Raw genomic sequence first — 15,759 nt, forward strand, 5'->3', positions numbered from 1 at the left:
ACTGATTTATAAAGATAGGTTTTTTTAAAAGAGTGGAAAAAAATTAAAATCGCAGATATCTAATTCTTAAAATTACATACTGAAGTGTATTGAATTCTAGAGAGAGCATACTATTTCTACTCCTCAAGAGTATTCTATAGCAAACGGCAAATTAATCCTAATGCAGGAATTAGGAAAAAATTTGAAAAAAAAACATCTTTTTTTAACAATTAGTGAATATTCAATAATTATAACAATATTTAGTCTAAATTATTTTTTTTTAATTTACTTAACAAATATATTTACGGTCTTACAGCTTTAAAACTATTTAATTACAATCATTAACCAATGTATACTTATGAATTCAGAACAAACAAGGTCTAACAATTCCGCACTTTATACGCTCATAACCGTATTTTTCTTTTGGGGTTTTATTGGAGCATCAAACGGTATTTTTATTCCATTTTGCAAAGCTAAATTTGGCTTAGACCAATTTCAAAGTCAACTAATCGATTTCGCTTTTTATGGGGCTTATTATATTGGAGCTTTATTGCTTTTCATTTTTAGTAGTATTGCAAAGAAAGATATTCTAAATGGATGGGGATTCAAAAAAGGAATTATTTATGGATTATTAGTCAGTACATTTGGAGCCGTATTAATGATAGTAGCGGTAACACAAGGTAGTTATTTATTTATTCTTGGCGCTTTATTTATAGTTGCACTTGGTTTTTCATTGCAACAAACATCAGCACAACCTTTTGCAGCCTCTCTTGGTGAACCCCATTCTGCATCAAGCAGATTGAATCTTGCCGGAGGAATTAATTCATTAGGTACTACGATAGGCCCCATTGTTGTTTCCATCGCTTTGTTTGGAGTTATTGCGGGAGTAAATATCGAAGAATTTGCTCAAAAACCAGATTCATTGGATTCAATGAGAATCCTGTATGTATTTGTTGGAGGTCTGTTTTTATTGGCTGCAGCCTTATTCCATTTTTCTAAAAAATTACCGGCAGGAAAAAGTGATTCTACTTTTGAAACGGCTAATAAAGCAATGAAAACCCTTATTGCAATTACTGTAATTCTGGTAGCTATTTTTGCTTATATTTTTTCTCGTTATGAAGACCCTCAATTTATTAGTCGTTTTATAGACAACAAAGAAAAAGATTTCTTAGGATTAGCTTTGACTGTTTCAACCCTTTTAGTTGTGGTCATTGGATTATTCTTCGCTAATACAACTGCTCAAAAAAATCCTGAAGGATGGGGTGCTATGAAATACCCACAATTAGTATTAGGGATGCTGGCACTGTTTGCTTACGTAGGTGTCGAAGTAACTATTGGAAGTAATCTTGGAGAATTATTGGTGACTGCTGACTTTGGTTCTATTTCTGGTCCTGCTTTGGCACCTTATATGTCTATGTATTGGGGTAGTTTAATGATTGGACGCTGGGCAGGAGCTATTACTGTTTTCAACCCGTCATCACAATTAAAGAAAATTTTACTTATTGTTATTCCTTACGTAGCTTTTGGTGTAGTACTGACCGCTAATGCAATTTCTGGCCAAGATGTTACACCATTATATGCCTATTCCTTTGTAATTTTGTTTCAAATTGCTGGTTTCTTTTTAGGGAAAGACCAACCTTCAAGAACCTTAATGATTTTTGGTTTAATGGGAATGACAGCCATGCTTATTGGTTTATTCACAACGGGGACTATCGCAATTTTTGCTTTTATGAGTGGCGGATTATTCTTAAGTATTATGTGGCCTTGTATTTTCTCACTGGCAATTGCCGGATTAGGAAAATACACATCTCAAGGTTCTGCTTTTTTAGTAATGATGATTTTGGGTGGTGGAATTATCCCTCCATTACAAGGAAAGTTAGCAGATATAATTGGAATTCATACCTCTTATTTTATTCCAGTTTTATGTTTTGCTTTCATCGCATTCTATGGTTGGAAAGTAATTGGGATTCTAGAAAAACAAGGTATTGGAAACGAAATAGAAGTTGGTGGAGCACACTAATTTCACACAGAAACACCAAAAATTAAATAAATAAAAAAGCGATTCAAATAAGATTTTGAATCGCTTTTTTTAGCTAATGCCATATCATTAGTATGCTTAAATAAAAATGTACTAGGCTACCTAACCTATAAAAAAACAAATAAGCTGTCTCTTTTAGAACTTTTATTTGTTTTTTTATATTAACCTTAATCTTACTAATTTATTTTAAAACTGTAAACTCAATTTTTGAATCATTATAAATTTTGTGTGTCTGTTTCTTAAAATCTTCAGGTTTAGCATAGAATATATTATCCACAAAGGTTTGCGGATTCAAATCAATTAATGGAAACCAGGTACTTTGTACTTGAATCTGGATTTTATGTCCTTTTTTGAATGTATGAAAAACATCTTGTAACTTGATATTTACCGCCGTTTTTTCATTAGCCACAAAAGGCTCTGGTTTTGAAAAACTATTTCTAAAACGTCCACGCATTACTTCGCTACGCACCATCATGTGGTAATTACTCATTTTTAAATAAGAAGCAACGTCTTTTGTCTCTGGTTCGTCTTTCGGGAATACATCAATTACTTTAACAATCCAGTCCGCATCAGTTCCTGTAGTTGAAACTTGCAGTTTAGCTATAATTTCTCCAGCTAAAGTTGTGTCGTTATTTAAAACTTCTGTTTCAAAAACCAGCACATCAGGTCGTCTAGCAGCAAAACGCTGATCATCTGTCATATATTTTCTTGGCGTAAGCCCTTGTTGTTTAATATCCTCTGAATAAGGAACTGGTTTTTTAGGATCACTTACAAATTCCTCAAAAGCAAAATTCTTTTTTGCCATTTTTGACAAACGATTGTCTTGTAAAAAGAAATTTTGTTTTTCAGTATTTTGTGGAGGCCACGAATCATAAGTTTTCCATTCTTTAGCACCTGAATCAAAAACATAGGCTTCGGGTAATTTATTTTCTCCTTTTGCGCTATTTTTTAAAAAATGGCGGAAAAAATTAGCTTCGATATTTTTTTGATAAAAACCAGAAATACTGTCTCCAAAATTAATATTACCAATCACTTGTTTTGCAGAATTTCTAGCCCAATCGCCATGACTCCATGGTCCCATCACGATGGTATTATAGTTTTTACTACTCTTTTCTATAGTACTATATGTGTTTAAAGGCCCGTATAAATCTTCTGCATCAAACCATCCACCTACTGTCATTACAGCTGGCTTTATGTTTTTCAAATGTTGTAAAATCCCACGTTTTTGCCAAAAATCATCGTAACTGGAATGGTCTTTCAGCTGTTGCCAAAATTCATCTTCTTTACCATAATACTTATCTAAATTGGATAATGGTCCTGCATCCAAGAAAAATTGGTAATCATCATTTGTTCCTGTATTCGTGAATTTATACCACGGTTCAGTAGTACGTTTTGTTTTTTGTGGTCCAAATAATGGCGTTACTTTCCAATAACTCAACAAATAAGCTCCATTATGATGAAAATCATCAAAAAAGAAATCAGCGATACACGCTTGAGGTGAAACCGCTTTTAATGCAGGATGGTTGCTTAACAAAGAATAGGTTGCATAAAAACCTGGATAGGAAATTCCCCATGTTCCAACATTTCCGTTATTGTTAGCCACATTTTTAACCAGCCAGTCAATCGTGTCATACGTATCCGAAGCCTCATCAGTATCTTTTTTACTTTTTTTGTTAGGTATAAAACCTCGCATATTGTCATAAAGACCGTCACTCATAAAGCGACCACGAACATCTTGATAAACTACAATATATCCCTCTTTCATCATGGTTTCACTTGGAGAAATACTTTTTTTAAACTGATTCTCTCCATAAGGTCCTGAATTATAAGGCGTTCTTTGCATTATAATTGGATATTTTTTTGAAATATCTTTTGGGGTGTAAATAGAAGTAAACAACTCTGCACCATCGCGCATTTTAATATGCACTTCTTTTTTGGTGTAATTATCAACAACATAATTTGGTACTTTATCTTGGGCAAAAAGAATTGCACCAATAAAAAAAAGAGAAATACTTAGTAATTTTTTCATGAATTTTTTTAATTAAAATAGTTTTTAAAGATAAAAATTCTGTCCGAATATAGTACTCTTTTACTTGCTTTTTTAAAACATTAATCTCAAATTATTATAAAATTTAAAATTTTTAACTTATACTTTTTAGATAAAAAGATGCGTTTATTCATTTTTTTAATCCTATTTGCTATTCCTATAAAATCCAAAAACAAAAATTAATTCTTCTTTGAAAACTAATGATTAATCTTGTTTAAATGATTAATAGTTTCTTTTTTTTAGCCTACAAACAGTGAGTTAAAAGTATTAATTTAATGATAAAAAATAGAATTTACGGCTTTAAATTGGAATTTTTCAATAAAATTGGCCTATATTTGCGAAACACTCATCAATACGTTGCGATTAATTCAAGTCCATTTTACGAACTTTTAATCAAAAACCAAGATTCCTTATTTTAGAAATCATTCTAAAATAAGGAATCTTTTTAGCAGTTTACTGCCTCTTGTGCCTTTTGGAAAAATTCCATTTACAGGCTTTTAAATAATCAAAAAAATTAAACTGTTTGATTTTCTATTCAGAAAAACTAATATGCTAATTGCACCTAATATTTAACACTAAAATACTTTAAAATGGAATTCAAACAAATTAATGCTACTACTGGAGAAGATACAATTTATACCAATCAAATTGTTGCACTATTCCTTTATACCCATTTAGAACAATATGGCGATTCCATTGAAGACATTCAGAAATGTATTGATTATGTCATGAATCCTGCCAAAGGAGGAAACATTGTAGTGGGAATTGAGGAAAAAAAAATTGTAGGAGTTGTGATCTTGAATAATACGGGAATGAAAGATTTTATTCCCGAAAATATTTTAGTATACATTGCAGTTGACCATAAAGAGCGTGGCAAGGGCTTGGGAAAACAATTGATGCAAAAAGCCATATCAATTACCGAAGGTAATATTGCACTTCATGTAGAACCTGATAATCCTGCCAAAAAACTATACGAAAGTTTAGGTTTCACTAATAAATATCTAGAAATGCGCCTCATCAAGTAGTCAAAAATGGAAAAATCAAACCAATATACAGATGCACTTATAGACTTTCGAAAGGAATTACATAAACATCCTGAAATATCAGGTAAAGAAATTAAAACTGCTAAACGTATATATTCGTTTCTTCAAAATTATTCTCCTGATGCATTAATCTCTGGAATAGGTACAACGGGTATAGTTGCAATCTATAAAGGGTTAAAAATTGGTAAAAAAGTATTATTTAGATGTGAGCTGGATGCTCTGCCTATTGAAGAAACGAACGTTTTTGAACATCGATCACGTACAACTGGAATTTCCCACAAATGCGGACACGATGGTCACATGGCTATTCTCTGCGGTTTAGCTGCTGAATTGTATCAGAACAAACCGGAATCAGGAACTGTTATTTTATTATTTCAGCCCGCTGAGGAAGATGGCAGTGGTGCTAAAAAAGTATTTTCGGATCCAAAATTTGCTTCTTTGCAACCCGATTATGTATTTGCGTTACATAATTTACCGGGATTTCCACTCAATCAAATTGTCGTAAAAAACAATATTTTTACTTGTGCAGTTCATAGTATGATTATTAAACTAAAAGGAAAGACGGCCCATGCCGGGGAACCTGAAAAAGGAATTAATCCTGCATTAGCAATAGCAGAAATTACTACTAAATTTAATGCAATTATTCATAGAGACATTTCAAAAGAAAATTTTTGTCTTATTACACCCATTTACACAAAAATGGGCAAAAAAGCCTATGGTGTTTCAGCTGGTTCAGGAGAAATTCATTTTACTGTACGCAGTAACAGTAATTTGCAAATGAAAAAAATTGAATTGCTTTTAGAAAATTTATCATTATCAATTGCAAAAGAATATGAGCTGGAATGTAAGATTCGATGGACGCAAGGTTTTCAAGCCAATGAGAATCATGAAACCGCTGTAGCAATCATCAAAAAGGCAGCAAAAATTAATAATTTAGAACTATTCGAAAAAGAAAAACCATTTACTTGGGGTGAAGATTTTGGATTGTTTACACAACACTATCCCGGCGCCATGTTTGGAATGGGTTCGGGAACAAATACACCGGCTTTACACAATCCTGATTATGATTTTCCAGATGAAATTATTGCAACTGGAATAGCTATTTTTCATCAAATCAGTAAACAAATTACAAATGCACACTAACTCAATTATCGAGCTTGATCGCTCCGCGTATCAAAAAAATATTGATTTTTTAAAAAATACTTTTGGAAAAAAAGTACTCGTTTCCTCTGTTGTAAAAGGAAATGCTTATGGTCATGGAGTACAGCCGTTTGTGGCTATGGCGTTTCAATGTGGCGTAACCCATTTTTCTGTTTTTGATGTTCAGGAGGCTAAAGTAGTAAAAGCAACACTACAGGACAAGGCAACTATTATGGTTATGGGACTCGTTCAGGATGAAGATATGGAATGGGTAATCCAAAATAATATTGAATTCTTTGTTTTTGACAAAAGTCGTCTTTCCATAGCTATGAAAACAGCTAAAAAGCTAGATAAAAAAGCCGTTTTACATATAGAAGTTGAAACCGGAATGAACCGAACTGGTTTTGATAAAAATGAATTGAATACTGTTATTGCTTTTTTGAAAAAACAGGAAAAACATCTTATTTTCAAAGGGCTTTGTACTCATTATGCAGGAGCTGAAAGTATCGCTAATTATTACAGAGTGGACCAGCAAATCAAGAATTTTGAAGAAATTTATCATTTTTTTTGTAAAAATGATCTGAAGCCACAAATTAGACATTCCGCTTGTTCTGCAGCTTCTATAATGTTTCCGCAAACGAGAATGGATATGGTGCGCATTGGAATAATGCAATACGGATTGTGGCCCAGTCCAGAAGTATTTGTTGCCTACCTCAATTCTAAAAAGAACAAAACAGATCCACTCCAACGCGTTATCACTTGGAAAAGTGCAATTATGAGCGTTAAAAAAGTAAAAATTGGCGATTTCATAGGTTATGGGAGCAGTTTTATGGCCAAAAGGAAAATGAAAATCGCAGTAATACCTATAGGATATTGCCACGGATACAGTCGTTCTTTGAGCAACCAAGGCCGTGTACTGATACATGGACAACGCTGTGTAGTAGTGGGCTCCGTAAATATGAATATGATGACTGTTGATGTTACAGACATAGACACTGCAAAAAAAGAGGATGAAGTAGTCCTAATTGGCACACAAAAAGAGCTTTCTGTTTCTGTCGCTTCCTTTAGTGATTTCAGTAATCAACTCAATTATGAATTATTAACTCGGATTTCTAAAGCAATTCCACGTAAAATTATAGAATAATGGCCTTTATAAAATTATATAGAAAAAAATTACAAGAAAATTATCAATTTTTAGACCAAACATTTAAATCAAGAAACATCCAGTGGGGAGTAGTTTCAAAACTCTTATGCGGAAATAAAATTTATCTCAAAGAAATCATCGCCTTAGGAGTCCGTGAAATTCATGATTCCAGAGTGAGCAATTTGAAAAAAATTAAAGGACTAGATCCCGAAATTCAAACTGTCTATATTAAACCCCCAGCAAAACGAAGTATTAATAGCATTGTGCGATATGCCGATATTAGTTTTAACACTGAGATCTATACGATTCAATTGCTTTCGGATGAAGCTGTCAAACAAAACAAAACGCATAAAATTATCATCATGATTGAAATGGGTGATCTTAGAGAAGGCGTTATGGGAGAAGAATTAATAGAATTTTACGGTACCATTTTAAAAATGCCTAACATAGAAATATCAGGTATTGGGACCAATCTTAATTGTCTTAGCGGTGTAATGCCAACGCAGGATAAACTAATTCAATTGAGCTTATACAAACAGCTAATTGAAGCTAAATTTAACATTAGTATTCCATTCGTCTCCGGTGGAACCTCAGTTGCAATTCCTTTGATATTGAAAAATGCCCGACCTATGGCTGTGAATCATTTTCGAATAGGAGAAGCACTTTTTTTTGGCAAAGATTTGTTTACAGGAAATACTATCGAAGGAATGCACAATGATGTTTTTAAATTATATGCTGAAATTATCGAAATTACTGAAAAGCCAAAAACACCAACAGGTGAATTAGGCGAGAATGTTGCCGGAAATTCCTTTTCTATGAACGAAGTCACTGATTTAGGAATCACTTCCCTGAGAGCTATTCTAGACATTGGTTTATTAGACATGCAACCCCAATACATCGAATCTGACGATGCTGACATTACCATTGTAGATGCCAGTTCTGACATGTTAGTTATTGATATTTCTAATTCTAAAAAGACCTATAAAATAGGAGATTTAGTCGCTTTTAAAATACGATATATGGGTGCATTGTATCTTTTAAATTCCGATTATATCGAAAAGATAATCGAATAAAACCACATTACTTCCCACCTTGAGCAAAATACCCCTAATACTACGGATTATATTCTGCCACTATTACTAAATAAAAATTGCACTAATCTCCAGCAATTGATTTGTTGAAATTAGTGCAATTTTATTTAAATATTCGGGCTAAAATTTATGTGACCAGACGATAGGTTATTTTATTTTTTTAAATTGATCAATTCCTGCTTTCAACCATCCTTTATAAGCATTGATATTTGAATTATAACTTTCTGGTTTATCAGATAACATATTTTCTTCTGTATCTAAAACAATGTAATACGGTTGCGCATTGGCTTTGTATCGAGTGATTTGAAAATCGCTCCATTTATTCCCCACACTTACAATTTCTTTACCCGTTTCTTTAGATATATATTGCTCACTTTTTGGCAATTCTCTTTTATCATCGACATACAAAGAGATCAATACCACTTCATCCTGTAATATTTTAAGAATCGCGGGATCAGACCAAACATAATCTTCCATTTTTCTGCAATTCACACAAGCAAATCCGGTAAAATCAAGTAAAATGGGTTTGTTTACTGATTTAGCATAAGCCAATCCTTTTTCATAATCGTCAAAAGCAATAAGATCATGTGGTCCTAAATGTGCGCCTTGCGGCAAAATTTGGGCTGATGCATTTGATCCGCCTTTTGAGTTTCCTACACCGTATGGACTTTCGCTATACGTCATTGGTGGCGGGAAACCAGAAATTAATTTTAATGGTGCGCCCCAAATTCCAGGAATTAAATAGATGGTAAAGGCCAGCACTACTAATCCGAAAGACAATCTTCCCACCGAAATATGATTCATAGGACTATCATGTGGCAGCGTAATTTTTCCGAATAAATAAAAGGCCAGTGTTCCAAAAATAGCAATCCAAATTGACAAGAACACTTCTCTTTCTAAGAAATGCAATTGCAATACCAAATCCGCATTTGACAAAAATTTGAAGGCCAAAGCCAATTCTAAAAATCCTAAAACCACTTTAACAGTATTCAACCAACCACCTGATTTTGGCAAAGAATTCAACCAACCCGGGAACATCGCAAACAACATAAAAGGTAAGGCTAAAGCCAATGAAAATCCGAACATCCCAACAATTGGTGCTATTCCGCCCTTAGAAGCCGCTTCGACTAAAAGTGTCCCCACAATAGGTCCTGTACAAGAAAAAGATACAATCGCTAAGGCTAAAGCCATAAAGAGAATTCCAACTATACCACCTCTATCCGCTTGATTATCGACTTTATTGGCCCAAGAATTAGGCAACATGATCTCGAAAGCACCTAAAAATGAAGCCGCAAAAGTAACTAGTAAAATAAAGAAAATAATATTAAACCAAACATTCGTTGATAACGCATTCAGTGCATCGGCACCAAAAATCCAAGTCACTAAAAAGCCTAAAACTACATAAATAAAGATAATAGCAATTCCATAAATAATGGCATTTCTAATTCCTTTTGCTTTTGTTTTACTTTGTTTTGTAAAAAAACTTACTGTCATAGGGATCATCGGGAAAACACAAGGCGTAAGCAATGCGGCAAATCCAGATAAAAAAGCGATAAAGAAAATAGACCATAATCCTCTTTGTTTGGAAGGCTTAGAATCTAATACCGGAACTTTTTCAGGAGTAACAATTTGTGCTTTATTCCCATCCGTATTTACAACTGTAGTATCAACTTTGGCAGAATCTATTGTCGTTAAATCAGGTGCTACAGTAGCTATCTCTAATGTTTTTGAAGCCACAGGAATCGTAAACGAAAAATTCTTCTCTATATTAATACAAACCTCTTTACACACTTGGTAATTGAAATTAACTTCAATTTTAGAAACCTTTGGATTTGTAATTGTGATTTCTTGTTGAATTTGTCCTTTCTTTTCAAAAAATGTTTCGTTTACTTCAAAAATATCATTAAAAGCTGTTCGGGTCTTGCTTTCTTTGGCTTTACCAACCAAATTAAAATTTCCTTTTTGATTTTTGAAAATGATTTCCAATGGCAGCGGTCCGCCATCTGGAGTGAATTGAGAATACAAATGCCAATCATTTTCTATGACAACATTGAAAGTAAGGATATAATTAGTATCTGATTTTTTTTCTATTTTGGTGGTCCATTTTGCAGGATCAAGAATTTGAGCATCTCCATTGGCAAAAGCCAAAAAAGCAATAAGTATAAATAGTAGTTTCTTCATTATTCTAATTGTATTTTAAGTATATTTCTTGTTGTATTTTGTACTTTAAAGCGTTCATCTTGACGAACATCAATAATCCAAACTATTTGATCATTCGAACATAAAAGCCAAGTATTTTCTTTATCTATCAATGATAATTTTTCATCTTTAAAAAGCTTGCTTAATTTCTTCGATTTACCATTCATCCCAAAAGGCTGCAGCTTATCTCCCTCGTTCCAATGCCTTAAAACCAATGGATATTGTAATTTATCGGCGTCCACAAAGATAGTTTTATTTGAAACGATACTAATGTCCGCTACTTTACAAAACGTAAGATTTAAGGGAATATTAACTTCTTTTTGATTTTCGTCAATAAAATATTCTCCCTTTTCATTTACGAAATTTATCGGGCTAAGGATTAGAGAATTCCTATTTTTCAACAAACGGTATTCAGAAGAAAAAATTTGCTTTCCAGATTGGCTTTCGACCAAATCATAAATATCATCCCATGCCGAAAATTCAAATTCTTTGAGCCATTGGTACAAATACGATTTGTAATTCGGTAATTTTTTTAATTTTTTTAAATCAAAGTAGATATCTTCTTTCTCTTGCGTTGCAACTTGCTGATAAATCATAATGGAAGCATCTTCAACCATAACTTGTGCCTCTTGCAAATACATTTGCGTTTTGTTAAACGAGGAAAGGAAATTTGGATTCAATTCCTTTAACATTGGAACCAGATGATGGCGAATTTTATTTCGAAGGTATTTATCAGATGCATTACTACTGTCTTCACGCCATTGAATGTTATTTAATCCGGCATATTCTTCCATTTCCGCCTGGCTGAATGACAAAAGTGGGCGAATTACTTTTTCGTTCTGTTCCGGAATCCCTGTCAAACCATCTAAACCTGTTCCTCGACTCAGATGGATTAGGAATGTTTCCAGATTGTCATCAGCATGATGCGCCGTAAGAATATAGTCAAATTTTTCCGTTTCCAATAATTCATAAAACCAATTGTAACGTAATTCTCGGGCTGCAACTTGGGTAGATATTTTATAATCTTCAGAAAAAGCTTTGGTATCAAATTGCGTTATAAATACTGAAATATCATTTGTAGTGGCATATTGCTGAACGAAATTTTGATCTTCAAAACTTTCCATACCGCGCAATTGAAAATTACAATGTGCAATTCCAATTTTATAATTCAATTGCTGAAACAAATGCACCATGACCATACTGTCTTTCCCGCCACTTGTAGCAAGAAGTAATTTTTTTCCGTTCAAGAATTGGAAATTATGAAGCAGATGGTTTTTGAATTTCTGTAGCATGTTCAAATTTAATTAATTCATTTTGATTTAGCTTAAAACTTCTCGCATAGCTTTTGCTTTAAGCAAACATTCTTCATACTCGTTTTCAGGAATGGATTGCGAAGTTATAGCACTTCCAACTGAAAAAGAAACATATTTTTTTTCTTGATTGTATAAAATGCTTCGGATAACCACATTGAAATCAAAATTTCCATTGGGGGAAATATACCCTACAGCACCACTATAGAGCCCACGTTTGTTTTCTTCCAATTGTTCAATGATTTTCATCACCGAAATCTTTGGAGCTCCGGTCATACTTCCCATTGGAAAAGTTGTTTTTAAGGCATCTACAACGGAATATTGTGCATCTAATCTTGAAGTTACTGTTGATATCATTTGATGTACTTGCATAAAAGTATAAATACCACATAACTCTTCTACTTCAACGGATCCCTTTTGTGCCGTTCGAGACAAATCATTCCGCACTAAATCCGTAATCATAATATTTTCAGCTCTTTCTTTTGGGTCTAAAACCAATTGTATTTTTGATTTTTCATCTTCAATTTGATCCAAAAATCGTTTGGCAGTTCCTTTAATTGGCTGTGAAATAAGCCGTTCTCCTTCTTTTTTTAAATAGCGTTCCGGTGTCGCCGAAAGTAAAAAGTGTTTGTTGTTTTTAAAAAAAACAGCAAATGGAGGCTGAGAAATTTCGTTGAGTTTTATAAATTTTTCAATTGGATCAATCGTTGTATTTTCGGCAAAAAACTCCATACAAAAATTGGCTTCATAAATATCGCCTTGATGAATATGTTCCAATATTTTAGAAACCTTTTCAAGATAATTTTCTTTCAGAATTCGTTGCTGAATAGTTACTATTTCTTCTATTTCAACTTTTGACTTTTGACTTTCAACAATACTTTCAAAATCTTCCTCTATTTCAGCGTCACACACATTAAGATATTGAATTTCCAGTTGATTCCCTTTCAATAAAAACAGTTTTTTTGGTTGAAAGAAAAACAAATCCGGAAAATCTAGTCCATCAAAATTATCTGATTGTAAATCCTCAATGTCATTTTTAAGATCATAAGATAAAGTACCAAAAAGCCAATCTTTAGTACTTTGCTGGTATTGTTTTAAATCCTCAAAAGCATTGTGATGATCGGTCTTTATTGAAGTAAATGCATCAACGGCAAGAACACAATCATAACTGGAATAGTTTTGCGGATAATCATTACTGTCTAAATAAATGATTTCTCGAAACTGTTGAGACCAAAATAAAAGTTGCTGCTTGAACAATTTTGGATTAGAAATGGACTTGTAAATTGAAGTTCTCAAAAAATGATGGTGTTTAAAATTCAAAATTACAACAAAAAATAAACCTTCAATAACTGATTTTACAAAAAGTAGCTTATTTTTTTGTAAATTTGATACTACAGGTTTGTTTTTGAATTCTTTTAATCATTTAATAATTCCAGTTATGGCTTCAAAAATTTTTATTAATTTAGCTGTTAAAGACTTAAAAAAATCCATTGATTTTTTTACTAAACTTGGATTTTCTTTCAATCCACAATTTACAGATGAACATGCTACTTGCATGATTATAGGAGAAAATATTTTTGCGATGTTAGTTACGGAGCAACGTTTTAAAGACTTTACCAAAAAAGAAATTTGTAATGCCCATAAAAATACCGAAGTTTTACTTGCAATAGATGCCGAGAGCAAAGAAAAAGTAGATGAAATGATTCAAATTGCAATTAGTGCCGGTGGTTCAATTTATATGGAGCCACAGGATCATGGGTGGATGTACGGAAATAGTTTTGCTGATTTAGATGGGCATCAATGGGAAATTTTCTATATGGATCAAAGTGCTATTCCTAAATAATAATTCTCAAATCTGTAACCTCTAAAAACCATATACTATGAAAATTGCAATTATTATTATCCGAACTTTAATTGGGCTTTTGCTACTTTATGCGTCTGTTAGCTTCTTTCTTAAACTAGCACCGGAACCAGAAGTTACAGGAAACTTTAAGGCTTTTAATGTCGGCTTAGTTGCGTCAACTTATTTGATCCCCTTGGCAAAATCAATGGAATTCCTTTGTGGATTATCCTTTATTACCGGACGGTATGTTACATTAGCCAATATTTTAATATTACCTATTACCATAAACATTTTGTTTATTAACTTTTTTTTATCCCCTGAAGGAATACCAATTGCCTTATTTTTATTTTTAGGAAATCTGTTTTTAATTTACAGCCATTGGGAAAATTACAAAGGTTTATTTGTGGCCAAAGGCTAAGTAAATTCACCTCATAACAAATAAAAACCCGTTCAATAGAACGGGTTTCTTTATTTTTAAACAAGTATTTGATCTCTCATTTCAGATTCTCTAATTATACATGCAAAGCTCTGTTATCAGTAGCGGCTAATGCAGCTTCTTTTATCGCTTCTGCAAATGTTGGATGTGCATGAGACATTCTTGAAATATCTTCAGCAGATGCTTTGAATTCCATTGCAGTAACTGCTTCAGCAATTAAATCCGCACAACGGGCTCCAATCATGTGAACTCCCAGCACTTCATCCGTTTTTGCATCAGCAAGAATTTTTACAAATCCGTCTAAATCTCCTCCAGCACGAGCACGACCAAGGGCTTTAAAAGGAAAACTTCCTGATTTGAAATCTACTCCAGCTGCTTTCAATTGCTCCTCCGTTTGTCCTACAGCAGCCACTTCTGGCCAAGTATAAACAACACCCGGAATCAAGTTATAATCAATATGTGGTTTTTGACCTGCTAATATTTCAGCAACCATGGCTCCTTCTTCTTCTGCTTTGTGCGCTAACATAGCACCGCGAACAACATCTCCAATAGCATAGATATTAGGTACGTTAGTTTGTAAATGATCATTTACTTCAACCATTCCTCTGTCCGAAATTTTCACTCCTGCTTTATCAGCATTCAATCCATAAGTATACGGACGACGTCCCACAGAAACTAATGAATAATCTCCTTCCAGCGTAATTGTTTCTCCTTTTGCATTTTCAGCTTGAACAACAACGCTCTCGCCATTTCTTTCCACTGATTTCACTTTGTGTGAAACGTAAAATTTCATGCCTTGTTTTTTTAATACTTTAGTCAATTCTTTAGACAATGAGGCGTCCATTCCAGGAATAATTCGGTCCAAATATTCTACCACAGAAACTTGCGCTCCCAATCGTAAATACACTTGCCCTAATTCAATTCCAATTACTCCACCACCGATAATTACCAAATGTTTTGGTACTTCTTTAAGTTTCAACGCCTCTGTAGAAGTGATGATTCTTTCTTTATCGATTTTGATAAATGGCAAAGAAGATGGTTTTGAACCTGTAGCGATAATGATATTTTTAGCTTCGAAAGTTTCAGAAGTTCCGTCCGCTTTTGCAACAGCAACATGTGTAGCATCAACAAATGAACCCAATCCTTCCAGAACTGTAATTTTATTTTTGTCCATTAAAAATTTCACACCACCTGAAGTTTGATCTACAACTGCTTGTTTGCGAGCAATCATTTTTTCAAGATTTACTTTTACTTCGCCAGAAAGTTCAATTCCGTGATCAGCAAAATGAGCAATTTCACTGTAATGATGAGAGGAAGCAAGCAATGCTTTGGAAGGAATACAACCTACATTCAAGCAAGTTCCTCCAAGAGTGGAATATTTTTCGATAATTGCTGTTTTGAAACCCAACTGTGCACAACGAATTGCTGATACATATCCGCCTGGTCCAGAACCTATAATGACTACGTCAAATGAACTCATAGTATATTT

12 protein-coding genes are annotated in these 15,759 nt (G+C 33.3%); 7 read left to right on the forward strand and 5 right to left on the reverse strand.

Translation table 11 applies throughout. The annotated features are described in order from the left end of the window. Nucleotides 1–337: 337 nt before the first annotated feature. Complete coding sequence (locus AC0608_RS08840) at nt 338–1,999, forward strand: MFS transporter (protein WP_417960120.1); 1,662 nt, start codon at nt 338–340, stop codon at nt 1,997–1,999. A 199-nt stretch (nt 2,000–2,198) separates the two neighbouring features. Here AC0608_RS08840 and AC0608_RS08845 read toward each other — a convergent pair whose 3' ends face one another. Next, on the reverse strand, nt 2,199–4,046 hold the full coding sequence (locus AC0608_RS08845; RefSeq protein ID WP_478288809.1) for a CocE/NonD family hydrolase: 1,848 nt from the start codon (nt 4,044–4,046) through the stop codon (nt 2,199–2,201). Nucleotides 4,047–4,654: 608 nt separating this feature from the next. Here AC0608_RS08845 and AC0608_RS08850 point away from each other — a divergent pair. The 4 genes from AC0608_RS08850 to AC0608_RS08865 are packed head-to-tail and all read left to right on the forward strand — an operon-like array spanning nt 4,655 to nt 8,464. Next, nucleotides 4,655–5,089: a GNAT family N-acetyltransferase gene (locus tag AC0608_RS08850; protein ID WP_478288810.1), complete on the forward strand. Its 435-nt coding sequence runs from the start codon at nt 4,655–4,657 to the stop codon at nt 5,087–5,089. Nucleotides 5,090–5,095: 6 nt separating this feature from the next. After that, nucleotides 5,096–6,250 (forward strand): amidohydrolase, encoded by a 1,155-nt coding sequence (locus AC0608_RS08855; protein WP_478288811.1) that lies wholly within the window; start codon nt 5,096–5,098, stop codon nt 6,248–6,250. Further along, nucleotides 6,240–7,391, forward strand: a complete 1,152-nt coding sequence (alr, locus tag AC0608_RS08860) for an alanine racemase (RefSeq protein WP_478288812.1) — start codon at nt 6,240–6,242, stop codon at nt 7,389–7,391. The genes AC0608_RS08855 and alr overlap by 11 nt, the downstream gene beginning before the upstream one ends. After that, the gene (locus AC0608_RS08865) at nt 7,391–8,464 is read left to right on the forward strand and encodes an alanine/ornithine racemase family PLP-dependent enzyme (protein ID WP_478288813.1); all 1,074 of its coding nucleotides are present in this window, start codon (nt 7,391–7,393) and stop codon (nt 8,462–8,464) included. Before alr ends, AC0608_RS08865 begins: the two co-directional genes overlap by 1 nt. A gap of 165 nt (nt 8,465–8,629) precedes the next feature. Here the strand turns inward: AC0608_RS08865 and AC0608_RS08870 are convergent, their stop codons facing one another. From AC0608_RS08870 to AC0608_RS08880, 3 genes are read right to left on the reverse strand one after another with little or no spacing between them, the layout of a single operon-like run. After that, entirely contained in the window at nt 8,630–10,663 is a 2,034-nt protein-coding gene (locus AC0608_RS08870; protein ID WP_478288814.1) for a protein-disulfide reductase DsbD family protein, read from the reverse strand. Further along, the gene (tilS, locus tag AC0608_RS08875) at nt 10,663–11,973 is read right to left on the reverse strand and encodes a tRNA lysidine(34) synthetase TilS (protein WP_478288815.1); all 1,311 of its coding nucleotides are present in this window, start codon (nt 11,971–11,973) and stop codon (nt 10,663–10,665) included. The genes AC0608_RS08870 and tilS overlap by 1 nt, the downstream gene beginning before the upstream one ends. 27 nt (nt 11,974–12,000) lie before the next feature. After that, nucleotides 12,001–13,287, reverse strand: a complete 1,287-nt coding sequence (locus tag AC0608_RS08880) for an anthranilate synthase component I family protein (RefSeq protein WP_478288816.1) — start codon at nt 13,285–13,287, stop codon at nt 12,001–12,003. Nucleotides 13,288–13,429: 142 nt separating this feature from the next. On the opposite strand from AC0608_RS08880, the gene AC0608_RS08885 reads away from it, so the two are divergent. Together AC0608_RS08885 and AC0608_RS08890 are read left to right on the forward strand one after the other, a co-directional pair. After that, entirely contained in the window at nt 13,430–13,834 is a 405-nt protein-coding gene (locus AC0608_RS08885) for a VOC family protein (RefSeq protein ID WP_478288817.1), read from the forward strand. A 37-nt stretch (nt 13,835–13,871) separates the two neighbouring features. Then, entirely contained in the window at nt 13,872–14,252 is a 381-nt protein-coding gene (locus tag AC0608_RS08890) for a DoxX family membrane protein (protein ID WP_417960131.1), read from the forward strand. A 94-nt stretch (nt 14,253–14,346) separates the two neighbouring features. Here the strand turns inward: AC0608_RS08890 and lpdA are convergent, their stop codons facing one another. Beyond that, a complete protein-coding gene (gene lpdA, locus AC0608_RS08895) occupies nt 14,347–15,750 on the reverse strand; it encodes a dihydrolipoyl dehydrogenase (RefSeq protein WP_478288818.1) in 1,404 nt (467 codons plus the stop codon). Between the last annotated feature and the right edge of the window lie 9 nt (nt 15,751–15,759).

This window comes from Flavobacterium sp. GNP008, from assembly GCF_056428965.1.

Excerpts from the sequence above, each read along its gene's own strand:
- tilS (WP_478288815.1), bottom strand. The coding sequence starts at position 11,973 with ATGCTACAGAAATTCAAAAACCATCTGCTTCATAATTTCCAATTCTTG.
- alr (WP_478288812.1), top strand. The coding sequence starts at position 6,240 with ATGCACACTAACTCAATTATCGAGCTTGATCGCTCCGCGTATCAAAAA.
- AC0608_RS08855 (WP_478288811.1), top strand. The coding sequence starts at position 5,096 with ATGGAAAAATCAAACCAATATACAGATGCACTTATAGACTTTCGAAAG.
- lpdA (WP_478288818.1), bottom strand. The coding sequence starts at position 15,750 with ATGAGTTCATTTGACGTAGTCATTATAGGTTCTGGACCAGGCGGATAT.
- AC0608_RS08850 (WP_478288810.1), top strand. The coding sequence starts at position 4,655 with ATGGAATTCAAACAAATTAATGCTACTACTGGAGAAGATACAATTTAT.
- AC0608_RS08890 (WP_417960131.1), top strand. The coding sequence starts at position 13,872 with ATGAAAATTGCAATTATTATTATCCGAACTTTAATTGGGCTTTTGCTA.
- AC0608_RS08865 (WP_478288813.1), top strand. The coding sequence starts at position 7,391 with ATGGCCTTTATAAAATTATATAGAAAAAAATTACAAGAAAATTATCAA.
- AC0608_RS08885 (WP_478288817.1), top strand. The coding sequence starts at position 13,430 with ATGGCTTCAAAAATTTTTATTAATTTAGCTGTTAAAGACTTAAAAAAA.
- AC0608_RS08870 (WP_478288814.1), bottom strand. The coding sequence starts at position 10,663 with ATGAAGAAACTACTATTTATACTTATTGCTTTTTTGGCTTTTGCCAAT.
- AC0608_RS08845 (WP_478288809.1), bottom strand. The coding sequence starts at position 4,046 with ATGAAAAAATTACTAAGTATTTCTCTTTTTTTTATTGGTGCAATTCTT.
- AC0608_RS08840 (WP_417960120.1), top strand. The coding sequence starts at position 338 with ATGAATTCAGAACAAACAAGGTCTAACAATTCCGCACTTTATACGCTC.